Below are 22,734 nucleotides of genomic sequence, written 5' to 3'. Positions count from 1 at the left end.
AATGGATCCCATCCAAAAAAACCGGTTTCGTATAGAGGAACAATCCTCACAGCCAAGTTATTACCAGGAAGATCCATACTTACGGAACCTGGGGAAAGAAAAAGAAACTACTTATGAATCTGAAACCACGGCTCGCCGTCCGGTTTTGTCGTTTCTATTTTGGAGTGTTCTCGTTTTCTTTGTCCTTGGATTTTTAACGGCAGCCTACTGGTGGTATCTAGAGAAAAAAAAGAATCCAGAAGAAATCGCGAGAGCCCTCGGTAACCTTCCTCGGGATAAAAAAGCTCTCGACCTTCTTGTTGATAAACCCTACCTTCCAGATGATTCCGTCAATCCCAAGCTCGCTGCCTGCCTAAATGCCTACCACAACCGGTATGTGAACCGAGTGGGAACGGTTTGCGAAGAATTCCTCAATTCCCCTGGTTCTGATGAAGACAAGTCGATCGCACTGACAGTGCTTGGGGTCATGTATGATGAAGCCGGTCGTTATGTGAACTCCATCGAACGATTGGAAAAAGCCATCCAATACGATTCCAAAAACTATTTTGCTTATTACAATTTATCACTCGCTTTCAAACATGCCGGTAAGTTTGAAGAAGCAAGGCGTGCCGCCCAAAGAGCCAAAGAAATTGCCCCGAATGACTACCGAGTCTCGCTTTTACAAGGGAATTTATTCCAAGAGATTGGAGATCCGGCAAGCGCCATCGAAGCATACAAAGAAGGGCAGTCGCTTGCGCCGACCGATGTCACTCTGACTTACAACCTAGCCATTAGTTATTTAAAACAAGGAAATATGGCTGAGGCCATCTCCGAGTTCCAAAAGGTAGTGCAGACGGCTCCGAATTCCCAAACGGCTGTTTTGTCTTATGGACATCTAGGAACTATCTTTTACCAAAGAGAAGACTATGACCGGGCCGAGTATTACTTCCGAGAAGTGATTCGTCTCAAAACAAACGATGCCAAATCCTACTATAACTTAGGTTTGGTGTATTTGAAAAAAAAAGTTCATGAGGAAGCGGCCAAATACTTCCAAAAGGCCCTGGATTCCAATGCCAATGAACCAGAAGTGTATCGCTATATTGCCGATGCCTTCCTTTCGATGGGCCAAACCAATATGGCCATCACGGCCTTACAAAAAGCTTTGTTACTCAAACCCTCGGACGTGGACTCGCTCTTTGCACTATCCGAGCTCTATTATAAAAAAGGGGAACTGGTGGAGGCCGAAAGTTTGTTTCGCCGGATCATCCGCCTAACACCGGGAGATTCCTATTCCGAAACGGCTTATGTAAATCTCGGAATCATCTTAGATGAAATGGAAAGGTATTCGGAAAGCATTACGGCCTTTGAAGGGGCCCTTTCCTTAAATCCCAAAAACCAATCGGCCTATTACAACTTAGGCCTAACTTACCTACATGCCGGAAAACCGACTATGGCCATTGAGTCGCTTCGTAAATCGCAGGCCCTGGATCCGAACCATGTTCCCTCAAGGTTAGCCATTGCCGATTACTATTTGGAAAATCGTTTTTATACAGAAGCCATTTCTGAATTCGAAGAAGCTATTGCCTGGAAACCGGAACTTTATGAAGCGAGGTTGAAACTTGCCGATGTCTACATCCAAACCAAAAACTATCTGGCCGCAGAAAAGGTGTTAGTCTATGTTTTGGAAAATTCCAAAGATCCTAAAGAAATCAAACTGGCCCATAGAAAACTTGCCTTAAGTTATGCGGGTAGCGGAAACTCTGGGCTTTCGAAACGAGCGAAAGAAGAAGCCTTTCGTGCCACCCATATCGATCCAGAAGATATGGAATCAAAACTTGTACTTTCTAAAATTCTTATTGATTCGGGTTCCCTTGTCGACCGGGAAAAGGCCATTGAAGAACTAACAGTCATTACTCGTTCTGATGTCACTCCGAGTGTTTCTTCCAAAGCGTATAATTATTTGGGAGTTTGTTATTTCAAAAATGGGGAATTTAAAAAAGCCCTTTCTAGTTTTCAGACTGCCATTGATCTGAACCCAAGTTTATCGGAAGCCTATGAAAACAAAAGGGCCGCTCGGGCGCAGTACGAAAAATCTCTCGAATCCAAAAAGAGAACCTATTTTTGAGTTTATTCCAATTTTTCCCGCATCAAAAATTTCCCGAATTTTATGAAGAATGCCGTCATACGGGTGTTTTTCGCTACCTTCCTGCCAAAACACGGGAGTATGGGGACAGTTACTTTATGGAAGAGTACAAGGCCCAATACAAAAAATCCTATTACGAGGATGAACCAAACCTCCGTGCCATGGCAAAACGCAGGCTTTCTGTTTTGGAGAGGGGGGGAGCGAACCCCCAAGGGGCTTCTCTTTTAGAAATAGGTTCTGCGGCTGGATTTTTTTTGGACGAGGCAAGGAAGGCCGGTTATCTTACGAAGGGACTGGAACTTTCTCCTAAAGAAGTAGAATATGCAAGGTCCAAACTTTCCCTAGATGTAGAAAAGAAGTCGGTTCTTTCTGTGGATGTTAGCGAATGGAAAGACACCTTTGACGTGGTCTCGGCTTTTTTTGTGATCGAACATATCGAGGAGATTGAAGGGATCTGGGAGAGGCTCACCTCTTGGTTAAAACCGGGCGGGTTTCTCTATTTGGCCCTTCCTTCCAGTTTTGGGCCTAGTTTCCAAACCAATCCCAAAGAGTGGTTTGTGACCCATCCAACTGACCACTTTTTTGACTACTCTGTCCACTCTTTGAAAAAACTCTTGTCAATCCTCGGCTTCGAGGTGAACTATGTTAGACCAATGTCGTATCACTCCTACCGGGACTTAAGTCCTCGTGGCAAACTCCCCGAATGGCTGTATCGACTGTATGCAAACTCATTTGCTTATGGTGATACCATCGAACTGACAGCCAGAAAATTAAAACACTGAAATCCATTATGAAATTTAACGAATTACCCTTTCATGAGTCTCTAACAAAAGCCCTAGAAAAAATCGGCTACACAGAACTCACTCCCATCCAAGCCAAGTCCATTCCATTCGCGATGGAAGGTAGTGACCTTACAGGCCTTGCTCAAACTGGAACTGGAAAGACTATGGCTTTCTTACTTCCTACACTCCACAGACTTTTGTCGGCACCTGAGGAGGAAGCATTACCCTATGCACTAGTCCTTGCACCCACAAGAGAACTGACCATACAAATCGCAGAAGAAGCGAGAAAACTTTTGGAATTCACAGACTTCGGTGTGGCCACCATCATCGGTGGAACCGATTACAAATCCCAAGAACAGGCACTAGGCAACAAGGCTTGTATCATTGTTGCAACACCGGGAAGGCTTATTGACTTTGTCAAAAATCACGGCCTCTCTTTAGAGAATGTAAAAGTAGTGATTTTAGATGAAGCGGACAGAATGTTCGACATGGGATTTGTTCAGGATCTCAAATACATCTTCCACAAATGTAAAAACAGAAAACAATCTCTACTTTTTAGTGCCACCTTAAGTTATGAAGTGGTTCGTCTTGCGAGTAAGTATTTAAATGATCCGATTGAAGTCCATATCAATCCGGAAAAAGTCATTACCGAACGGATTGACCAGTCTTTACTCCATTTGGGAAGAGAAGAAAAACTTCCCTACCTCGTCAACTCCCTGTTAAACTATCCGATAGAGGGCCTTGGAATCATTTTTACAAACTACAAAATGAACATTCCAAAAATTGTTTCGGCCCTTCGCCGGTTTGGAATTACAGCCACTGGTCTTTCTTCCGAGCTTGACCAAAAAAAACGGATCCGACTCCTAAGAGATTTCAAAGCAGGAAAGTATAAATACCTGATTGCGACTGATGTGGCCTCCCGCGGGATCGATATCGAAAACATTGATGTTGTTTATAATTATGACCTTCCCCAAGATGCAGAAAACTATGTGCACCGAATTGGAAGGACAGCTCGTGCCGGAAGGAAAGGCCAATCCATTGGTTTTTGTTCCGAAACAGATTATACCGAGCTCGAACGAATTGAAAAGTATTTGAATTCTAAAATTCCAACAGCCGAGATTCGGGAAGAGTATTTAGAATTTCCTAAAGGAGATTTCACTCCTGCCTTTCCAGAAGAGACCATTCCTGGTGAGAAAAAATACCAAGAAAGGGAATCTAGAGGAGACCGTGGTGGTCGTGGCCAGAAACCTTCGCGTGGTGGCGAACACCGGGGAGATCGAGGGGATCGTTCTGGCGGTGGCGGAGACCGTGGCGGTCGTGGTAAGGGGAAAGGGGACAAACACCAACCACCAGCCAAGATGGCCCATCCTCATGGACACCCGCAGCATCCAGGCAGTGGTGAGGATCACAAACACCCAGCCAAAATGACCCATCATGAAATGAAACATGGTCACCATCCCAAGGATGGGAAAGGGAAACATCCGCATAAGAAGAATCAGTCAGGAAATAGAAATCAAAAGAACAATGATCCAAGACGAAATCTCTTCGATATCAATGAAGTCAAAAAATCTAAACAAAAGAAACAATCGATTTGGCAGCGAATTCTTTCTATTTTCAAAAAAGACTAGTTCTCTTTTGTTTATGTTTTTTTCCTAATTTCTTAAGTGCGGAAGTCGCCAAACTTCCGCTTTACGGAAAGGGAAACTACCTGGCATTTTCCGATTTAAAATCGATTATGCCCGAACTTTCCACCAAACTAAGAAAATTCACAAGAGTGGGTTCTGTATTTACCCCGCAGGGGAATATTCAGTTTCGTCTCGGTGCGAGTTTTTACACACTCGATGGTAAAATTTATAAAATCCCCAAAGCCATTTTAAAAAAAGAAGAGGATGTTTACCTTCCTCTCGATTTAGTGGAAGCCATTTTACTCAATCTCATTTCCTATGATGTACGTTACGAGTTCAAAGAAACTGAACTTTGGGTTCTTATTCCCAAAGACCCCGTCCCCAAACGAAATATCAATGTGAAAGCCATTGTGATCGACGCCGGGCACGGTGGAAAAGATCCGGGCACTTCGGATCCTACGGGTGCCTTTGAAAAGGATGTGAGCCTTGGTGTGGCTCGTTATACCTATTTGTATCTTCGTAAATACTATCCCGAAATCCGAGTCCAAATGATCCGTAAAAATGATCAGTTTGTGGAGTTGGAAGATCGTTCCAAACTTGCCAATCAAGTTTTGAACGATACAAGGGATGTGGTTTTCCTCAGTTTCCATTGTAATGCCTCGCTTTCTGACAAGGCAGCAGGTTTTGAAGTGTATTACCTTTCGCAAAGTCCGAGCACAGAAGCTGCCCGAGAAACGGCTCTTTTGGAAAACCGCTATGTGGGAAAACACAAGAACCCAGTTGTCTCTCAGATCCAGTCTCAGATGTTGTCCAGTGTCACCCAAAGGCGGTCCCGGAAATTGGCGAGCGCTGTGGCTGAAGAGTATGAAAAGGGTTTAAGTCCCGACATTCCCTCGCGGGGTGTGAAAAAGGCAGATTTTTCCGTCTTGCGAGGAAGCCTTATGCCTGCGGTACTTGTGGAAATGGGGTATCTGACAAACCCTGAGGAAAGTAAAAGGCTGCGGGATAAAAACTACCAAAAGAAAATCGCACGCAGTGTCATCAAAGGAATTCATGAATACGCATCTTCAAAAGATTAAAGAATATCTTCGTTCTCTCAGCAAACTTTTAAAAGTCCTAATTATACGATTTTACAAAATCGGAACGGGAGAAACCAAACTCACTCGCGATTTTATATTTTTATTTGCTTCGTGGTTTTCACTCCTGATTTTTTTTAGTTTTTTTATTTTAGCCGAACAAAATCCCTTTCGGTTGTTTGTTCCCTTCCAGTTGTATTCCTATCCATCCCTTGACCATAGAGAACCAGTAGTGATTTATATTTCGAATGGAGAAGGGGAACAAATCCCCATCCACAGAAAGGTTTTGAAACAAGAAGAAACGAGTGCCTTTATTTACCAACTGGTGGGTGAAGTGGGATCTCCACCTTACTTTGATTCTGTGGAAGCTCTCGCAAAAGATGGGAAGTTGTTTTCTCCTAAAAAACTTTTAGACATTCGGTTTGCTCTGAAACAAACCTGGTTTGTGGAAAAAGGAAATAAACTTGTCATTGATTGGAATGTGGCCATTTTACAAGACGTGATGGAAAAATACAGACTTCCTCGTACCAAATCTGATGAAGCGGATGCTGATGCCGAAGAAGAAAATCCAAATGCTCCGGTGGATACCATCACTTATTATACTGGTGGAACGGAAACGGGACCAAAAGAACCAGAAGAAGTTCTGAACAAACGTAGGATCCAGGCAATGGAGGCCACAATACGGGCGTTAAATGCAAGTCTATTTGAAAACTTCAAAAACCTCGGCACAATCGAACACAAATTTTCCGGGGAAGCCAATGCGGTTTACCACTGGGAAACTCTCTCTCCCCTTGCCACACGCCCTAAATAGGGGTAACCCGAACAATTTCTCCCATTTTTCAAAATTCACTTATGGAAAATGGGAATTTGCCGATCTTCGTAACGGGAAAAGTAGAACTTTTTTTAAAAAAAATAAAACGCTAAAGTTACTAAAATCTCTCCAAAAATCGCAATAACTTGCGAAAAACTCCCAAAACACCTCCATTTCTTCGAATTAATTTCTTTTATCCGATCACCGACATACAAAGGGAACAAATAGAGATTTTAGGCACCAATGGGGCCTGAAAGCCAGACACAAAAAAAAGCGAGAGAAGGGATTCTCTCGTTTGCCAGATCAAGTTTCAAGGAGGAAACCCATGATCATAAACCACAATTTAGCCGCGATCAACTCACATCGCGTCCTCAAGTTCCAAAACGAGGAAGTCTCCAAAAGTATGGAGAAACTATCCTCTGGTATGCGAATCAACCGTGCAGGTGATGATGCATCCGGACTCGCCGTTTCGGAAAAGATGAGAACGCAGGTGAATGGTCTTAGACAAGCAGAGAGAAATACCGAAGACGGTATGAGCCTGATCCAAACTACGGAAGGGTATTTGCAAGAATCGAATGATATCATTCAAAGAATTCGAACACTTGCAATTCAATCGTCTAACGGTATTTATACTGAAGAAGACAGACAAATGATCCAAGTCGAAGTTTCACAACTTATTGACGAAGTGGATAGAATTGCTTCACAAGCTGAATTCAATAAAATGAATTTGCTTCAAGGTGATTTTGCACGTGGATCACGAGCTACCTCCATGTGGTTCCATATTGGAGCAAACCAACACCAAAGAGAAAGAGTGTTCATTGCAACAATGACTGCACGTTCACTGAATCTCAAAGGTCAAAGTGGAGAACTCCTGTCTTTGTCAACTGCTGACAAGTCAAACGATGCGATCGGAACTTTGGATGCTGCGTTAACTCGCATTAGCAAACAAAGGGCAAACTTAGGTGCTTACTTTAACCGTCTTGAGCATGCTGCAAAAGGGCTCATGAACGCTTATGAGAATACCCAAGCCTCCGAGTCTAGGATCCGTGATGCGGATATGGCAGAAGAAACTGTGGCTTTCACAAAGAATCAGATTTTAGTTCAATCTGGTACTGCTATGTTAGCTCAGGCGAATGTTCGTCCACAAGGAGTTCTTTCTCTCCTTCGTTAACATACGTTAACTAAGTGAGTGGTTAGTGTAACTGAAGAGTTGTAATTAGATAATCAGCCGGCTTTCCCCTGCCAGGTGGCAATATGAAAGCTCATCCTTGACACCGGACAGGGATTGTCCGGCTAAGAACGAAACATATACCGTTCTTGGTTATACACAAAGGAGTGTAGGCCAATGATTATCAATCACAACATGAGTGCGATTCAATCACATCGTGCTCTCAAGTTTACACAATGGGATGTAGATAAGACCATGAGGAACCTCTCCACTGGGCAAAGGATTAACCTTGCCGGTGATGATGCTTCTGGTCTTGCTGTTTCGGAAAAACTACGAACACAAATTCGTGGTTTACGTCAGGCCGAAAGGAATACGGAAGATGGACTGAGTTTCATCCAGACTGCAGAGGGTTACCTCGACCAGTCGGCAGAAATCATCCAACGAATCCGGACCCTTGCGATCCAGACATCGAACGGAATCTACACACCTGAGGACAGGCAGCTCGTGCAGGTAGAAGTATCTGCGCTGGTGGATGAGATCGATCGAATCGCTTCTCAAGCAGAGTTCAATAAAATGAAACTGTTTGAAGGAGACTTCGCTCGCAAGTCAACTAAGGCATCGATGTGGTTTCACATGGGAGCAAACGCCAGGCAAAGAGAGCGTTTCTACATTGGAACTATGACTTCGAAAGCTCTAAAGATGTCAGAAGGGGCAGTGAAAATTGCTCTCTCTACACCTGGAAAAGCAGATGAAGCGATTGCTAAAGCGGACTTCGCCTTGAACAAGATCATGAAGCAGAGAGCAGATATGGGAGCTTATCAAAATAGGCTCGAAAGTACTGCTAAAGGCCTCATGGGTGCATACGAAAATATGCAAGCATCCGAATCAAGGATTAGGGACGCAGATATGGCAGAGGAGATGGTAGCGCTCACGACGAAACAAATTCTCGTGCAAAGCGGTACGGCAATGTTAGCGCAAGCCAGTCTTCGGCCAAATTCTGTATTACGACTTTTGAATAATGCTTAAGTCGTAGTAAGGCAAGAGTTGCCTTAAAGACGGTTGCCTCTTCTCGAAGGATACTTCGGGGAGGGGCTTTTTTGTTGATTCATTGGAATGATTCTTAATTTTCTTTTTCCCAGATAGATCATTTCTTAGTGTAACAAGAATTACTTGACGGAAAATAGGCCAGAATTTGGATGTTATCTATGTCAAAAAACGCAGGTTATATGAGAAAAGTTTTATTTTTAGGAATGATATTCGCTTTTATCAGTTGTTCTGAGATTTACTCGCCAATGGGAGTTAAGGGAAAGGATGCGAAAAAACAGATTAGGGATTTGAATAGTAACTTAGACCTGTTGTCGTTACCTCTTCTTTTATCTTCGGCAAGTTCAGCTGGTTCTTCCAGTTCAAGCTCAAGTTTTGTATGCCCGACAGATCCAAACGCCATTCTAGGTTCTGCAAATGATAATACCTCGGCAAATTTTACTTTGCCAGCAGCTAATAATTATGTTGATTTAGATGCAAAAGCAGGTGGCACATTATATTTTCGATCCAATGTTTCTGCTCCCAATACGACCTATATGCTGAAGGTGCTACAGACGGCAAATACTAGTTCTACGGCATCTTGTACCTATACGGTAAGCGCAGGTGTCTGTGCGGGTGCGATCGTTGCGGGTTTGACTTTAACGTCGACAACCACCGCTGATTCTCCATCAAGTTGTCTTGCGATTCGATGTACTACAGCAGCTTATATTAGAATCCTGGCAACAACGACTGCAAGCACCACTCCTTCTTCTGTTAGTAGTTCTTTTTTATCCTTTTTAATAGCTCCAGAAATACAAAAGTCAGTTTCCGGAATCGAGGATGATAAATACTATACAAAAGAATCGTTAGATAAGTGTAAGGAAGGTCTAACTAATATTTCTTTGCTCCAAACAGCAATATTAAGTTCCTCTTTTGGTAACGTCCGAGAAGTTTCCTTTTGTAATAAACCTCTCTCTATTATTTCCTCTGGGTTAGATGGCAATGGAACCGCTGCCTTAAAAGGAAATGAGTGTAAATTAGAGGAAGTGAATTTGTTAGGATTTTAATTTAGGTAACGAGAAAATGTATCTTCGTTGGAATTCGAAGATACATACAATACTTCTATAAATTTTGAAGGATCAATCGTCTGGTGGCTTTGGTTTAATTCGAAGCAAACACTGTAATATGGAAACGATCAATACACCAATTTTGGATGTATCTTAAAGGTAAATAACTTCATTATTTGAATCCATACTAATCCAATCCTAGAAAAAAGGTTGAATCCACTTCGTTTCAGGAGGGATACTTACCAATTACAATGAAATGGATATACTTCTTTCTCGGAGATCCGAAAAAACACTCCCTCGAACATAGACTGTTTAATACGGTTTCTCTTGTAAATGGTCTTCTCAATTTGCTTGGGGTGTTTGGAGTTCTTTATTTAGAAAACTATGTGATTCTCACCGCACTCAATGTGGGTTCAGGCCTACTTATGCTTGTGATGTATTATTTAAGCCGAGTAAAGAGTATCTATTTTTCCTTATATTGGCCTTTCAATTTAACCATTCTCTTTTACCTATCAGCTATGTGGTTTTTTAACGGTGGTTCTCTCGGTGGAAATCATTATTATCTCATCCCGGCCCTTGTCATTGCCCTGATCCTCATTCGAAATCACAATGTGTTTATCGTTTATTCTCTTTATATCCTTTTATCTGCTTCTTTGTATGTTTTAGAATTTTATCATCGCGATTGGGTGACAACTTATGAAACAGATTTGGATCGGTATTTGGATGCCGGGGGAAATTACCTATTTGTCCAAATCCTTACAGGAATTCTGATTTTTATTTTGAGTAGAAACTTAAATGTGGAGAGAAAAAAATCGGAAACATTGCTCTTAAACATTTTACCAGAGTCCATTGCCGATGAGTTAAAAAGGGAAGCCCGTGTGATTCCCAAACGATACGAATCTGCCTCAGTTCTCTTTTGTGATATGGCAGGGTTTACAAAAATTGCAGAGAAGATGAATGCGGAAGAACTTGTCGGAGAATTGGATACAATTTTTCGTGAGTTCGATCGTTTGTGTAAGGAATATAGTTTAGAAAAAATCAAAACCATTGGAGATGCCTACATGGCTGTGGGTGGAATTCCTGAGGAAAATAGGACCAATCCCGTTGATTCGGTGTTATGTGGTCTAGCATTCCAATCTTATATGGCCGAACAAAAAGAAATCCATGCCTTACGAGGAAGGGAGTTTTGGGAGATTCGTCTCGGAATCCACGTAGGTCCACTGGTGGCTGGCGTGGTCGGAACGGATAAATTCGCCTACGATGTTTGGGGAGATACGGTAAACACTGCCAGTCGTCTGGAAAGTTCGGGACTAACAGGAGAGGTGAATATATCTTCCCAAATATTCGCAGAAGTAAAGTCTTACTTTGAATGTGAACCGAGGGGTTTTGTCTCTATCAAAAATAAAGCCGACATTGAAATGTACTTAGTCAAAGGATTTTTACCAGAATATGCTGATATTCTAAATCCCAAACAACCCAATGTTCTTTTCAAACGTCTTTATGAATCGGGAGCTCTTTTTGCAAGTAGTGATGAAATCGAATGAATCTAAATGTGAGGCAAGGTATTTCTATTTCTCTTTTGCCCCTTTTCATTTTCCAGTTTCTATTTTGTGTGAATCATTCTTTAGAAGGAGGGGAGAAGGTAGAAAGCCATACCTTGCAATCAGAACAAACCGAAATTCATTTTTTATCCAATGATTGTAAAAACAAAAAAAAACTTTTGGTTTTCATTCATGGGTCACCGGGTTCTTCTTCTGACTTTCTGTCCTATCTAAACGACAAAGACTTACAAACTCAGTTTTGTATATTGGTTCCAGACAGATTGGGTTATGGACAGTCTATGAACCAAGTATCTTTTCCGGATATCTTTACCCAAGGCAAAGCGATCCATGCTGCTCTTCTAAATTACTTTAAAAAGGAATCCCATTCTTTTACTAACGGATATGTCGTAGGCCATTCTTATGGTGGGCCGGTTTCTCTTGTCATTGCGATGGAGAAAGATCCTTCTTATCCCATTGTTTGGAAATGTTTTTTACTTTCTAGTCCCGCTGATCCAAATTTAGAGGAGTTGTATTGGTATAACAAATTAGCGAGTGTTACGTTTGTCAAATGGATCCTCCCTAAGTCTTGGGTTCATAGCAATGAAGAGATGTATACATTAAAGTCAGATTTGGAAAAACTAACAACAATATTAGGAAATTATCCTTTAGATATTTTTTCTCTTCACGGAGAGATGGATAAGTTGGTTCCTTTAGAGAACATTTATTACTTTACGAAATGGAAACCAATGATAAAACATAAGATTCAAATCTTAGAGGGTGAAAATCATTTCATTCCCTGGACAAGTTTTGCAGAAATTAAAGAGATTTTGTTAACGGAGGGTTCTTAAGTGAAGTTACCAGAAATGGGATCCATTTTTTTTCATGCGGCTCGGTTTGTTGCGGCCATCATCATAGGGCAAACATTGTATTTTAAATTTTCAGGATCCGAAGAATCAAAATTTATATTTTCTGTTTTGGGAATGGAACCTTGGGGGAGGTATGGACTTGCTGTATTGGAAACCTTCTGTGTTTTATTTTTGTTAGTTCCACGTTTTGTGTGGTTTGGAGCCCTTATGGGTTTTAATTTAATGTTAGGTGCTGTATTGTCTCATTTTGTTTTTTTGGGTATTGTGGTGCAAAACGATGGCGGTTTTCTTTTTGTTTTGGCTTTAGTTGTATTTTCTTTATCCACTTATCTTTTGTATGTTGAAAGAAAAAAGATTCCTTATCTAAATGAGTATTGGGATTGATCAGAGAAGCTCGCTTTGTATTTCCGATGGTTTTGCACTAAGTGGTAGAGTTTTTTGTAAGGATATAAGGGAACACCAACTTTATAGTTTTCATAACCGATCTGAAATAGAATTTTCCATTGGCGAAATAATATAGAATAACTTTCAAAAATAGAAAATTTAGGATCATAAAGATTGGTGGATTCACTTGTCGCACCATTCAGTTCAATAATTTTAAAACCAAGTCCTAACTGAAATTTTTCTGGATCAGAAAATCGAATGTCAAACCTTCCAAAATAAAAACCAGGAATGGAATCTCCAATAGAGATGAGTATTTTTTCCATCTCTAATGTCCTCCAATGGTTTCCGTCTTGGAACATACAACCTTGGATATGATTTCCAATGGAACCGATAGGGATGGTTTCCCCTACTTGTAAAATTCTATCTAATTGGTATTTGTTGTGTTTAATATGAGCCTCCTTTTGGAAACGAAACCTGGGATGGTTTGTGATGAGTGTTTTCAGGTCACAGATACCATCTCCTGTGACCTCTGGAAAAACTTTATCGGTAATGGAGAATATCTTTCCTTGTTTCTCTCTGGGGACACGATAATAAAAAACACCCACTTCATAAGGACCTTCTAAATATTCTTGGAAAAGCCAATCCATCGGATAAGATTTGAGGAGGGTGGAAGTTTCTTCAAGCGAGTGCAGTTTTTTGATCAAAAATCCACGTTCGCCTTTGTCTGGTTTGGCGATGATAGGAAATTCTAAGTTTTTTTGGACCATCCAATTTTGAATTCGACTTTCTGGGTCTTTTTCATCTTTAGAAAGAAATTGGTAACTTGCAACCCTATCTCCCGGAATGAGATTTAAGATCTCTGATTTGGATTCTCCGGCAATCCCAGAAGCTAAGATTCCAGGATTCACAACCGTAATGTAACGAAGTCCCCGATACCGTAGAGCCAAATAGAAAAGATAGGGAACAAGGGGTAGGTAAAAGAGAGAAGCCGGCCAAAATTCCAATTGATTGAGTGTTTTTAACAAGAGAATGAATTTCTCTCTTTCCGAGGGATCAATAGTTATGCGTAGAATTCTGTATAAGAGATAGAAACTAAGACCAACACCCAAACTCAAAAGAATTGAATGGTCTGGACTTCCATACAAACTCACTAAATTTCCATAGAGATAAACCAAAGAAACAAAGGTGATTGTCCAAATTGTAACGGCAAACAAACTAATATAGAAAAAAGAAAAGAAGGGAAGGGCAAAAAAACCACTGCTGAAATAGAGAGGAAGCCTGGTCCCTGGGAAAAATCGAGAAAGAAAAATTGACTTCTTATAGTGACGTTTCCAATTCGTGAGGACTTTCGTGGATTCCCATTTTTTTTGAAGGTTGAGTAAAAAATTCCATTTTACGATTCCTCGCCTAACAAGATACCCACCAAGATATAAGAGGCAATCCCCCACAAAAATGCCAAGTCCAGTACTGAGAATGGCTAAGGGTAAGGATAGTTTTCCTTCTTTGGCTAGGAGTCCTGCGGCAATACAAGTCAGGTCTTCGGATACAAAGGTCGAAAAAAAAATCGAAAGTATTGTCACAGAAGAAATCTGAAAGATATTTACAATCGAGGTCAATGGAAAACTAATTTTTTTTTACGTTTTACCAATCTATGGATTTTGTGAATTTGTCCCGTATGCCCAAAATTTTGATTCTGCTTGTCCACCCTGCACTTGAGAAGTCGAAAGCCAATCAAATGCTTTTGGATTCTATCCCAAATTCAGAAAATATCACCTTACATGATTTATATGAAGAATATCCCAATTTTTCTATCAATGTAAAGGCTGAACAAAAATTATTGGCAGACCACCAAATCATTTTATTCCAACATCCCTTGTACTGGTATAGTTGCCCTCCACTTATGAAATTATGGATTGATATGGTACTTGAGGATGGTTGGGCTTATGGACCTGGGGGCAACCAATTGTTAGGAAAAAAATGGATTCAAGTCATTACGACGGGTGGGTCAAGGGATGCTTATTCGAAAACTGGGTTTCATGGGTATGAGACTGAGGACTTTCTTCTCCCTTTTCGTAGAACAGCAGAACTCTGCGGTATGAATTTTCTAAAACCTTTTTTGGTCCAAGGAACTTTTCAGTTGAATGAACTGGATTTACAAAAAGAATCCAACCGGTATTTTAAATTTATCAATCAATTGTTAGGTGGCATTTATGAATGAACTTAGTTTTTTTATCCAAGCTCTGATTTATCTCACAAGTGCCATCATTATTGTACCCATTGCAAACAGGCTCGGGCTTGGATCGGTCCTAGGGTATCTGATTGCCGGAATTGTGATTGGTCCTTTTGTTTTTGGGTTTGTGGGAACAGAAGGAAAAGATATGTTACACTTTGCCGAATTTGGTGTGGTGATGATGCTTTTTGCCATTGGTTTAGAATTGGAATTGGACCTTCTCTGGCGGCTCAAATTTTGGTTACTTGGCCTTGGTGGATTACAAATCATCCTCACCACAGCGATTACGGCAGCCTTTTCTTTTGGATTCGGTTTCCAATGGAAACCGGCCCTGGCTCTTGGTCTGATTCTTTCCTTATCTTCTACGGCCATAGTTTTGCAAACTTTGAAAGAAAAGGGCCTTATGAAATCTGTTTCTGGCCAAGCTGCATTTTCTGTACTTTTGTTTCAAGATATGGCTGTGATTCCTATCCTTGCCATCTTTCCTATGTTAAGCGATTCGGATGTGGCAACTTCCTCTCATGGCCATTCTCTAATTGAACATTTTCCCGGTTATGTGAAAACCTTGGTTGTTCTTTCTGTTGTGATTGGAATCATTCTTGTGGGTAAGTATTTACTCAGTCCTTTTTTTCGGTTACTTGCCAAATCAGGGAATCGGGAAATTTTTACCGGTGCTAGTTTGTTACTTGTCATTGCCATTTCAGTGCTTATGGGAGCTGTGGGGGTGTCCGCTGCCCTTGGGACTTTTCTTGGCGGAGTGGTGCTTGCTAGTAGTGAGTTTCGTCATGAGCTAGAAAGTAATATTGAACCCTTCAAAGGTTTACTGTTAGGATTGTTTTTTTTAAGTGTCGGTGCCTCAATGGACCTACCTGTAGTAATGCAAAGTCCCTCTAAAATTTTAGGAATTGTGTTTGGGATTATTTTTACGAAAGCCCTAGTTCTTTTTTTACTGGGACTTGTGTTTCGGCTTCCGTTAGATCAAAATCTATATTTTTCCTTAGCACTTTCTCAAGTGGGTGAATTTTCTTTTGTACTTTTTGGATATTCGGAAGGTTTGGGTCTTTTCCAAGAGGAGACCATCATTATTCTCGTGGCTTGTGTGGCTGTCAGTATGGCCCTTACTCCCATTTTACTTTTGTTATATGAAAAAACCATTTTTGGATTTTTGGAATCCAAAATCCCCAAAAAACAAACAGAACAAAACATCCATAAACAAGAAAACCCTGTCATCATTTGTGGGTTCGGTCGATTTGGAAACATGCTTGGTCGATTCCTCAGATCCAACGCCATTGGAATTACCATTTTAGATTTTGATGCAGACCGGGTGGAGATGCTTGGTCGGTTCGGGTTTAAGGTTTATTTTGGAGATGCCACTCGTTTGGAGTTATTAGAAGCGGCGGGCCTCGAACATGCCAAGGTCCTTGTGGCTGCTTTGGACAATCCAGAAAAACAAGCGGAACTCATTCGGAACGTGAGCCAACACTATCCCAATATTAAAATCGTGGCAAGGGCTGGGGACAGAGAAGGGGCTTATGACCTGAAGGAAATGGGGGTTCAGTACATCTATCGGGAGACGAGAGAAACGGCTGTGCTTATGGGAAGGGATGTATTGAGACTCCTTGGGACAAGGTCCTATACGGCAGAAAAGGCAAAGAACCTATTTCTCAAACACGATGATGAGACCTTCCATGAACTTTTTGAACTTAGGCAAGACCGCGTGCAGTACATGAGTTTAGCCAAACAAAGAAATGCGGAACTGGAACGATTGATGTTAGTAGACTTAGGTCAGGAAGAAGAATTGGGTAGGGACCCGTGGAGTGAGATGGAGAGGTAAGGTTTGGATTTAAGAGAGAATAGAAAGTAGAAACTCTATTCCCGAATGGTCTTCTTTTTTCTTTCGAGAATAGAGTTTTTTAGAGGGTTTAACTTTTGTTGGTTTCATAGAAAAAATCATTCTAGAAGCCAGTTTGATTTGGGAGACTTGTTTTTCTTTTCCTTTTGTCTTCATAATCTTTAGACTTTCGAAAACAAAAGGAGAGAATCAATCTTTATTTTTTAGAATCGAGGATCTGGTTCCACTCATCCAAAAGTGGTTTTGCTACAGCTAAGACGGAAGTTGTATCGCCTTCGATAGTGATCGATTCCAAAACATCCCCTTGTCGGATGGCATTGACCACTTCTTGGTCGGAATCATCCACAACAGCACCAAATACAGAATGTTTTCCATCAAGCCAAGGAGTCGGGACATGGGTGATAAAAAATTGACTACCGTTGGTTCCGGGACCTGCGTTGGCCATAGAAAGAATCCCTGGTTTGTTGTGTTTTAAACTAGAATCAAATTCATCTCGGAATTTATAACCAGGTCCGCCCGTTCCTGTTCCTAGGGGGCATCCGCCTTGCACCATAAAGTCCGCAATCACTCGGTGGAATTTAAGTCCGTTGTAAAAATTCCTTTGTGCAAGGTTTACGAAGTTTGCTACAGTGTTTGGTGTTTTGTCCGGAAACAAATCGATGCGAATTTCGCCTTTGTTTGTTTTAATAATTGCTCTAAGTGCGCTCATTCATGTATCACAAATCCTTGAATTCCCCTGGCAAGCCGAAAAAAGGTTTGAGTTCCCGCGCCACCCTTATACACTCTAAGTCTGTTTTTGTAGGAGATTCTATCATGAAACCGTTCGTATTGATTTTACTCGTATTTGTTACTATCCCACTGGTTTCGGAATCTTCCAAAAAGAAAAAGGGTAAATCAAAACCGGTTCCGATAGAAAACAAACTCATTGATTATGGTGAGTTTAAAAGAATAGTCAATCGTTCGGAAAAAGAAAGGGAAACACACCGCCTAACTGAAGATCAGTTTCTGAAGTTGATGTCGGAGGAAGGTGTTGTTTTACTCGATGCACGGAGTGAAAGCAGGTTCCATCTTTTGCACATTCAGGGAGCAAAGAATCTCCCCTTTACCGAGTTCACCAAAGAATCGTTAGCCGAAATTATCCCGGAAAAAAAAATCCAAAATTCTAATTTATTGTAATAATAATTTTGAAGGAAACCAGGAAGCCTTTGCGGCCAAGAGTCCTGCGGCATCTCTCAATCTCTCCACTTACAATTCGCTAAAAGCCTACGGGTATGAATCCATCTATGAACTAGGGCCACTCCTCGATGTGAAAAAAACAGTCCTTCCTCTTGTCACAGATTCTCCGGCACCTTGAATTCGGTTGACCATGAATCTTTTGATAGTCTTCTGGAAATAAATTCATGATCCAAGGTGAACTTCTTTCCGATATCATTGAAGCCGTTTCCAATACCTTTGGGAACGAATTTTTAGACAGGCTTACACTCAAATTAGCTTCTACCATCCAGGCGGATTATACCTTCATTGCTATCTTTGATAAGGAAAAATACGAATCAAAGACGATCTCGCTTGTGGCCAACGGAGTGATCGCTGAAAACATGGCTTATTCCTTAAAGGATACACCTTGTGCGCAGGTGTTTGACAATTCTGTTTGTTACTATCCCACTGAGGTGCAAAAATTCTTTCCCTTCGACCAACTTCTGATTGAAATGAAGATTGAAGGTTACATTGGTTCTCCCTTACTCAATTCCAAAAAGGAAGTGATCGGTTTGATTGTAGGTCTTTTTGAAACAGAAATCCATAACAAAGACCAAATCCTTACCTTATTCCAAATTTTTTCAGGAAGGATTGCCGCCGAATTGGAAAGGTCAGAATATGAAAGTCGTTTGGAACAAAACAATCATGAATTGGAATCTCTTGTAGAAGAAAGAACGAGCGAACTCAAACAAACATTAGATGAACTAAAGGAAAGACAAAACCAACTCATCGAATCAGAAAAGATGGCAAGCCTTGGTTTACTTTCCGCAGGCATTGCTCATGAAATCAACAATCCTTTGAACTTTATCCTTGGTGGTTACTTCGGGGTTAGAGGTATTTTAGAAGGCTCTTCTTTAGAATCGGAAAAAACAAAATTGTATTTAGAAGCAATCAAGGAAGGAGTGGAGCGCACGTCCAAAATTGTGAAGGGTCTAAATCAATTCACCCGCAGTGGAGATTCCGTGGATGAACGATTTGACTTACATGATATTTTGGAAAACTGCCTTGTGATGCTTGGTCATTCGCTTAGGGAAAGGATTTCGGTAGAGAAAGATTTCCACTCACAACCATTAGTGGTAAAAGGAAATTCGGGAAAAATCCACCAGGTGTTTTTGAATATACTCACCAATGCCATCCAAGCCATGGAAGGAAGGTCTGGCACCTTAACCTTAGGTGTCAGGTCCACCCGCGATTCTCAGTCTGCGATCATTCTGATCTCGGATACGGGGGTGGGGATACGTAAGGAACACCAAAACCAGATCAGAAACCCATTTTTTACAACGAAAGAACCAGGGAAAGGAGTGGGACTTGGTTTACCAATCGCCTATAAAATCATTCAGGATCATGCAGGTTCTATGGAGATGGAATCGGAATGGGGAAAGGGAACCATCTTTCGGATCAAACTCCCCTTACAAGTATGAATCAAATCACAACCAAACAAAAGTTACTTTATGTGGATGACGAAATCCTAAATTTGTATTTGTTTCGTGAATACTTTCGAAATGAGTTTGAAGTGATTGTTGCTCAATCTGGACAAGAGGCCATAGAGGAACTTGCAGAAAATCAGGATGTAAAATTTGTCATCAGTGATATGCGGATGCCTAAGATGAACGGTTTGGAGTTTATTACAAAAGCCCAGGAAATCCGTCCCAACATTACTTACTGTATCTTAACTGGATATGACCTAACACCTGACATAGAAAAGGCGATTGGGGAAAAGAAGGTGGCTCGTTATTTTTCGAAACCATTTGATCCTACAGAGATTAGTTTGTTTCTCTCTGCAGGAAATGGAGAATAAACCTTTGTTTATTTATTTCTAAATTCGACTTCTACAACGCCACGTTTAGAGCTATTGATGCTAAGCGTTTTACTACTTAAAAAACGAAAACTAGAATCTTTTTTATACATCAACTCTTCGGCAAACATAGATTCTTTTCCCGGATAGGTGAGTTCCCATTCCGATCCATTCATTTCTGTTTTGCGATCATTGATTTGTTTCACAGAAGTGTATTCCATCAAATCGTTTTTGAAGTTAATGGCATCTTCTAGTCCGAGTCCTTTGAATTTTAAGATGACAGTATTTTGTTCTGTAAGTTTGAACCACTCATCTTTGATTTGTTTTCCCACTTTATTCGATACAAGGTTTGCCCAATCTTTGACGGCTTGTTCTCTGGAAACTTCTTGGGTGATGTCAGCCCCCCGTCCTTCCAAACTTCCTGATCCAAAAATTTTACCATCCCCCCAAAGTTGGATGATGCGGTAAGGACCTGTGGCCGCCGAACTTAAAAAATCGGTTTTTTTCCCACCAGGTAAAACCACTGGTTTTTGGTCCGTGGTGGTTACTTTGGCGATAATCAAAACTTCAGCTCCAGAATCTTGGGCCAGAGTGAGAAGAGGACTTCCTTCCTCGACGGAAGTGAGGTCAAGTTTGGCAAGACTAGGATTCTTTTTTAAGAGGGCTGTGAGTTGGGAACTATCCACAACCTTGTTTCCTTTGGTGCGGAGTTTTTCAATGAGTTCTGCTTCTGCAATGTTCGTTGCCGATCCAATGGGATAAGACTTTCCATTGACTACGGTTTGGACAAGGACAGCAATCCTAGGGTTCCCTACGTCATCCAGAAGGGCATCCACGGCAGTGGAAAGTTTGGTTGCTTCCACTTCACAGCGTACGTTCAAACGGATCATGTCTTGAGTATCCAATTTCCATTGTTCTTCACTGATGATGTCGTATTTTTTTACGAAACTGTCCGTTTTTCCATAGAGTTTGGAGCCGAGTGATTGGCCGTCAGACACTCCCGATTTTTCTGTAATCTGTTCGCCTACGAGTTTACGGATGGCATTGAGTTTTGCATCCTTCAAAGCCTTGTTTCTTGCAAGAGCCAAGTCTCCTTGGTAGATAGGTGCCTCTCCCATAGCTGTCACCACGTTGTCTGGAAGCGTAGGTTGTTTTTGGGCTGAATTGGATCCGGCACATGCCAAAATAGTAAGGATGAGAACTCCGGTTAAGGGAGCCAATCGAAGTCGGTTGAACATGAAGGACATTTCTCCTTGAAGATTTGCTATATTATAGAAACATATACTTACATGACCAATTACTTTTTTAGGTTTTCTCTCTGCTTTCTAGTCCTTGCTTGCCATGGGAACACAGTTCCGCAATTTCGTGTTCACCCGAATGATTCCAAGTTGCGGGTGTCTTCGGACATTTTTTATGAAAAAGTCCTCCCGACTATGGCGGGAAAAAAATTGATGCTTGCGACCAATCCTTCGGGAATTGGAACCAATCCAAAAAAGATCATCACATCCTTAGAAAAACATAAAATCACTCTCGAACATTTGATTGGACTCGAACATGGGTTTCTTGGGTTAGAAGAAGAGTTTAGTCAAACCCCTGTCACTATGGACTCTACTTTTAATCGTCCTTTGTATCATATCTATCGGATTAAAGATTCGGAATTACGGGAACTCGTGAAGGAAGTCGATTATGTAGTTTTTGATGTGCAAGATGTAGGTATGCGTTGTTATACTTATTTGAGTGTTCTAAAGCGCCTGATGGATGCGATGAAGAATACTAAAACAAAACTCATTGTTCTCGATCATATCCATGTGGCGATGCACCTTCCTCCTATGGGTGAAAAAATGAATCCTCGTAATTTGAATTTCGCAGGAGAGTTTCCCTCTCTTCTCATCACGGGGATGACCATCGGTGAGGCCACAAGGTTTTATAATAAGGAATATTTAAAAGACAGTGTAGATGTTCTTATCGTTCCGGTAGAAGGATATCGCCGGGGAATGTATTTTGAAGATACGGGAATTCCTTGGACCACTCCTTCACCAAACTTACCTATGGTGGACTCTGCAAGAAACTACCTTTCCTTAGTTTTACTTGAGGGAGTGAATGTCTCTGTGGGTCGGGGAACCCAAGCTCCCTTTGTTTATTTCGGAGCTCCTTGGATGACAAACCCAGAGGAACTTGCGAGTAAACTTGCGAGTATTGGATCGAAATCCTATTATTTTTCTCCTGTGTATTTTAAACCCACCTTTGGTCCCCATAAAGGTAAAATCTGCTCAGGCCTACGAATGAATTTGGTTCGGCCGGACTATGATCCCATCCAACTGGCTTATGATTTGATACGGCTTATGAAAGAAACCTATCCCAATGATTTTAAGTGGAGTAAGGGTGCCTCAAACCATTGGGTAGACCAACTTTGGGGGAACGACCATTTCCGAACTTCTATCAATGAAGGAAAAAGTTTTTCTGACTTCCATAAAACTTATTTATCAGAAGAAGAAAATGAAGGCAAAAAAATTGAGCCTTATTTGTTGTATTGAGGTTAGGATGAAACGGATTCTATTTATATTTTCTATTTTTCTTTTTACGCTCACAGTATTTGCTTCTGAAAAGGAATTAAAAACAGTTCCGAAAAACAAAACAGCCAAGGCTTTGAAATCAGTGGCCTTTGCTACCATTCGCTCTACACTTCTCGTTACCTACGGAGAGGCTGAAGAAAGGGAATCGGTTTACACTCCTTGTTCTGAAAATTTTCCAAGTATGCCGGGAGACTTCCCTTGTAACTATTTGGACTATGAAGGAACCACACTCGAAGTGGCTCCGAGTTCTGGAGTGAGTGCAGGAGAGGCAACAGAAGCATCGGATCCGGAAGATGTATATCCTGGTGGAAAGGTCATCATCAAACTCATCAAACAAAAGTCGCCAAACCTGAATGGAAAGGTGGTTTTTCTTGGTGAAGGAGAAGACCAATTGAAACTTTTTTACGGGCCAAAAGGGCAAATTTCTCATTACCTTTTTCGCCAAACTCTCGTTATTTTTAAATGGGATTCGTCCACTCCGATTCCAAGCCTTGTTGGTTTACTTTTTGTGAATGTAAACAAGGACTATTTTCCTGAAGAAGTAAAAGAGTATTCCTTCTAAATT

General features: G+C 41.1%; 21 protein-coding genes and 1 pseudogene. 18 read left to right on the top strand and 4 right to left on the bottom strand.

Going from position 1 to position 22,734, the window contains the following annotated elements; genetic code table 11:
- The first annotated feature begins 1 nt into the window (after nt 1).
- From LEP1GSC199_RS12615 to LEP1GSC199_RS12565, 11 genes are all read left to right on the top strand, one after another.
- The gene (locus LEP1GSC199_RS12615) at nt 2-2,104 is read left to right on the top strand and encodes a tetratricopeptide repeat protein (protein ID WP_002983243.1); all 2,103 of its coding nucleotides are present in this window, start codon (nt 2-4) and stop codon (nt 2,102-2,104) included.
- A complete protein-coding gene (locus LEP1GSC199_RS12610; protein ID WP_002983022.1) occupies nt 2,101-2,904 on the top strand; it encodes a class I SAM-dependent methyltransferase in 804 nt (267 codons plus the stop codon). Before LEP1GSC199_RS12615 ends, LEP1GSC199_RS12610 begins: the two co-directional genes overlap by 4 nt.
- An 8-nt stretch (nt 2,905-2,912) precedes the next feature.
- Complete coding sequence (locus tag LEP1GSC199_RS12605) at nt 2,913-4,532, top strand: DEAD/DEAH box helicase (RefSeq protein WP_002983300.1); 1,620 nt, start codon at nt 2,913-2,915, stop codon at nt 4,530-4,532.
- Nucleotides 4,533-4,612: 80 nt separating this feature from the next.
- Nucleotides 4,613-5,608, top strand: a complete 996-nt coding sequence (locus LEP1GSC199_RS12600; RefSeq protein WP_051999764.1) for an N-acetylmuramoyl-L-alanine amidase family protein — start codon at nt 4,613-4,615, stop codon at nt 5,606-5,608.
- Entirely contained in the window at nt 5,583-6,416 is an 834-nt protein-coding gene (locus LEP1GSC199_RS12595; protein ID WP_002982253.1) for an LIC_10740 family protein, read from the top strand. The genes LEP1GSC199_RS12600 and LEP1GSC199_RS12595 overlap by 26 nt, the downstream gene beginning before the upstream one ends.
- Nucleotides 6,417-6,741: 325 nt before the next feature.
- Nucleotides 6,742-7,587, top strand: a complete 846-nt coding sequence (locus tag LEP1GSC199_RS12590; RefSeq protein ID WP_039926723.1) for a flagellin N-terminal helical domain-containing protein — start codon at nt 6,742-6,744, stop codon at nt 7,585-7,587.
- 174 nt (nt 7,588-7,761) lie between these two features.
- The gene (locus tag LEP1GSC199_RS12585; RefSeq protein WP_002982274.1) at nt 7,762-8,610 is read left to right on the top strand and encodes a flagellin N-terminal helical domain-containing protein; all 849 of its coding nucleotides are present in this window, start codon (nt 7,762-7,764) and stop codon (nt 8,608-8,610) included.
- Between the two features lie 179 nt (nt 8,611-8,789).
- Nucleotides 8,790-9,674, top strand: a complete 885-nt coding sequence (locus LEP1GSC199_RS12580) for a TIGR04452 family lipoprotein (RefSeq protein ID WP_002983172.1) — start codon at nt 8,790-8,792, stop codon at nt 9,672-9,674.
- A 251-nt stretch (nt 9,675-9,925) separates the two neighbouring features.
- Nucleotides 9,926-11,218, top strand: a complete 1,293-nt coding sequence (locus LEP1GSC199_RS12575) for an adenylate/guanylate cyclase domain-containing protein (protein ID WP_002983154.1) — start codon at nt 9,926-9,928, stop codon at nt 11,216-11,218.
- Nucleotides 11,215-12,063, top strand: a complete 849-nt coding sequence (locus tag LEP1GSC199_RS12570) for an alpha/beta fold hydrolase (protein ID WP_002982393.1) — start codon at nt 11,215-11,217, stop codon at nt 12,061-12,063. The genes LEP1GSC199_RS12575 and LEP1GSC199_RS12570 overlap by 4 nt, the downstream gene beginning before the upstream one ends.
- Nucleotides 12,064-12,465, top strand: coding sequence for a hypothetical protein (locus LEP1GSC199_RS12565; RefSeq protein WP_002983274.1), 402 nt, complete (start codon nt 12,064-12,066; stop codon nt 12,463-12,465).
- Here the strand turns inward: LEP1GSC199_RS12565 and LEP1GSC199_RS12560 are convergent.
- Complete coding sequence (locus LEP1GSC199_RS12560; protein ID WP_232420770.1) at nt 12,441-14,081, bottom strand: DedA family protein; 1,641 nt, start codon at nt 14,079-14,081, stop codon at nt 12,441-12,443. The genes LEP1GSC199_RS12565 and LEP1GSC199_RS12560 overlap by 25 nt on opposite strands.
- A 59-nt stretch (nt 14,082-14,140) precedes the next feature.
- Between LEP1GSC199_RS12560 and LEP1GSC199_RS12555 the strand changes: the two genes are divergently transcribed.
- Complete coding sequence (locus LEP1GSC199_RS12555; protein WP_002982952.1) at nt 14,141-14,683, top strand: NAD(P)H-dependent oxidoreductase; 543 nt, start codon at nt 14,141-14,143, stop codon at nt 14,681-14,683.
- Complete coding sequence (locus LEP1GSC199_RS12550; protein WP_002982449.1) at nt 14,676-16,529, top strand: monovalent cation:proton antiporter-2 (CPA2) family protein; 1,854 nt, start codon at nt 14,676-14,678, stop codon at nt 16,527-16,529. Before LEP1GSC199_RS12555 ends, LEP1GSC199_RS12550 begins: the two co-directional genes overlap by 8 nt.
- 9 nt (nt 16,530-16,538) lie before the next feature.
- On the opposite strand, the gene LEP1GSC199_RS21460 is transcribed toward LEP1GSC199_RS12550, so the two are convergent.
- Together LEP1GSC199_RS21460 and LEP1GSC199_RS12545 are read right to left on the bottom strand one after the other, a co-directional pair.
- Complete coding sequence (locus LEP1GSC199_RS21460; RefSeq protein WP_002982297.1) at nt 16,539-16,703, bottom strand: hypothetical protein; 165 nt, start codon at nt 16,701-16,703, stop codon at nt 16,539-16,541.
- 40 nt (nt 16,704-16,743) lie between these two features.
- Entirely contained in the window at nt 16,744-17,256 is a 513-nt protein-coding gene (locus LEP1GSC199_RS12545) for a peptidylprolyl isomerase (RefSeq protein ID WP_002983165.1), read from the bottom strand.
- A 104-nt stretch (nt 17,257-17,360) separates the two neighbouring features.
- Here LEP1GSC199_RS12545 and LEP1GSC199_RS12540 point away from each other — a divergent pair.
- The 3 genes and pseudogenes from LEP1GSC199_RS12540 to LEP1GSC199_RS12530 all read left to right on the top strand — a co-directional run bounded on the left by LEP1GSC199_RS12540 (nt 17,361) and on the right by LEP1GSC199_RS12530 (nt 19,599).
- Nucleotides 17,361-17,901, top strand: a pseudogene (locus tag LEP1GSC199_RS12540) (rhodanese-like domain-containing protein).
- Between the two features lie 46 nt (nt 17,902-17,947).
- Entirely contained in the window at nt 17,948-19,222 is a 1,275-nt protein-coding gene (locus tag LEP1GSC199_RS12535; protein ID WP_002983070.1) for a sensor histidine kinase, read from the top strand.
- Nucleotides 19,219-19,599, top strand: coding sequence for a response regulator (locus LEP1GSC199_RS12530; RefSeq protein ID WP_039926721.1), 381 nt, complete (start codon nt 19,219-19,221; stop codon nt 19,597-19,599). Before LEP1GSC199_RS12535 ends, LEP1GSC199_RS12530 begins: the two co-directional genes overlap by 4 nt.
- A gap of 8 nt (nt 19,600-19,607) precedes the next feature.
- On the opposite strand, the gene LEP1GSC199_RS12525 is transcribed toward LEP1GSC199_RS12530, so the two are convergent.
- Complete coding sequence (locus tag LEP1GSC199_RS12525; RefSeq protein ID WP_002982616.1) at nt 19,608-20,834, bottom strand: lipoprotein LipL46; 1,227 nt, start codon at nt 20,832-20,834, stop codon at nt 19,608-19,610.
- A 51-nt stretch (nt 20,835-20,885) separates the two neighbouring features.
- Between LEP1GSC199_RS12525 and LEP1GSC199_RS12520 the strand changes: the two genes are divergently transcribed.
- Both LEP1GSC199_RS12520 and LEP1GSC199_RS12515 read left to right on the top strand, forming a co-directional pair.
- Nucleotides 20,886-22,130 (top strand): exo-beta-N-acetylmuramidase NamZ family protein, encoded by a 1,245-nt coding sequence (locus LEP1GSC199_RS12520; protein WP_039926719.1) that lies wholly within the window; start codon nt 20,886-20,888, stop codon nt 22,128-22,130.
- Complete coding sequence (locus tag LEP1GSC199_RS12515) at nt 22,093-22,731, top strand: LIC_11883 family protein (RefSeq protein ID WP_232420769.1); 639 nt, start codon at nt 22,093-22,095, stop codon at nt 22,729-22,731. The genes LEP1GSC199_RS12520 and LEP1GSC199_RS12515 overlap by 38 nt, the downstream gene beginning before the upstream one ends.
- Nucleotides 22,732-22,734 lie beyond the last annotated feature (3 nt).

The sequence above is a fragment of the Leptospira vanthielii serovar Holland str. Waz Holland = ATCC 700522 genome (assembly GCF_000332455.1).
GTDB lineage: Bacteria > Spirochaetota > Leptospiria > Leptospirales > Leptospiraceae > Leptospira_A > Leptospira_A vanthielii.
Note: the sequence above shows the minus strand (reverse complement) of the source record. Positions and strands in the feature narration are given on the sequence as shown.

Excerpts from the sequence above, each read along its gene's own strand:
- LEP1GSC199_RS12520 (WP_039926719.1), top strand. The coding sequence starts at position 20,886 with ATGACCAATTACTTTTTTAGGTTTTCTCTCTGCTTTCTAGTCCTTGCT.
- LEP1GSC199_RS12590 (WP_039926723.1), top strand. The coding sequence starts at position 6,742 with ATGATCATAAACCACAATTTAGCCGCGATCAACTCACATCGCGTCCTC.
- LEP1GSC199_RS12595 (WP_002982253.1), top strand. The coding sequence starts at position 5,583 with ATGAATACGCATCTTCAAAAGATTAAAGAATATCTTCGTTCTCTCAGC.
- LEP1GSC199_RS12580 (WP_002983172.1), top strand. The coding sequence starts at position 8,790 with ATGTCAAAAAACGCAGGTTATATGAGAAAAGTTTTATTTTTAGGAATG.
- LEP1GSC199_RS12530 (WP_039926721.1), top strand. The coding sequence starts at position 19,219 with ATGAATCAAATCACAACCAAACAAAAGTTACTTTATGTGGATGACGAA.
- LEP1GSC199_RS12570 (WP_002982393.1), top strand. The coding sequence starts at position 11,215 with ATGAATCTAAATGTGAGGCAAGGTATTTCTATTTCTCTTTTGCCCCTT.
- LEP1GSC199_RS12550 (WP_002982449.1), top strand. The coding sequence starts at position 14,676 with ATGAATGAACTTAGTTTTTTTATCCAAGCTCTGATTTATCTCACAAGT.
- LEP1GSC199_RS12615 (WP_002983243.1), top strand. The coding sequence starts at position 2 with ATGGATCCCATCCAAAAAAACCGGTTTCGTATAGAGGAACAATCCTCA.
- LEP1GSC199_RS12555 (WP_002982952.1), top strand. The coding sequence starts at position 14,141 with ATGCCCAAAATTTTGATTCTGCTTGTCCACCCTGCACTTGAGAAGTCG.
- LEP1GSC199_RS12605 (WP_002983300.1), top strand. The coding sequence starts at position 2,913 with ATGAAATTTAACGAATTACCCTTTCATGAGTCTCTAACAAAAGCCCTA.
- LEP1GSC199_RS12535 (WP_002983070.1), top strand. The coding sequence starts at position 17,948 with ATGATCCAAGGTGAACTTCTTTCCGATATCATTGAAGCCGTTTCCAAT.
- LEP1GSC199_RS12585 (WP_002982274.1), top strand. The coding sequence starts at position 7,762 with ATGATTATCAATCACAACATGAGTGCGATTCAATCACATCGTGCTCTC.
- LEP1GSC199_RS21460 (WP_002982297.1), bottom strand. The coding sequence starts at position 16,703 with ATGAAGACAAAAGGAAAAGAAAAACAAGTCTCCCAAATCAAACTGGCT.
- LEP1GSC199_RS12545 (WP_002983165.1), bottom strand. The coding sequence starts at position 17,256 with ATGAGCGCACTTAGAGCAATTATTAAAACAAACAAAGGCGAAATTCGC.
- LEP1GSC199_RS12575 (WP_002983154.1), top strand. The coding sequence starts at position 9,926 with ATGAAATGGATATACTTCTTTCTCGGAGATCCGAAAAAACACTCCCTC.
- LEP1GSC199_RS12515 (WP_232420769.1), top strand. The coding sequence starts at position 22,093 with ATGAAGGCAAAAAAATTGAGCCTTATTTGTTGTATTGAGGTTAGGATG.
- LEP1GSC199_RS12525 (WP_002982616.1), bottom strand. The coding sequence starts at position 20,834 with ATGTTCAACCGACTTCGATTGGCTCCCTTAACCGGAGTTCTCATCCTT.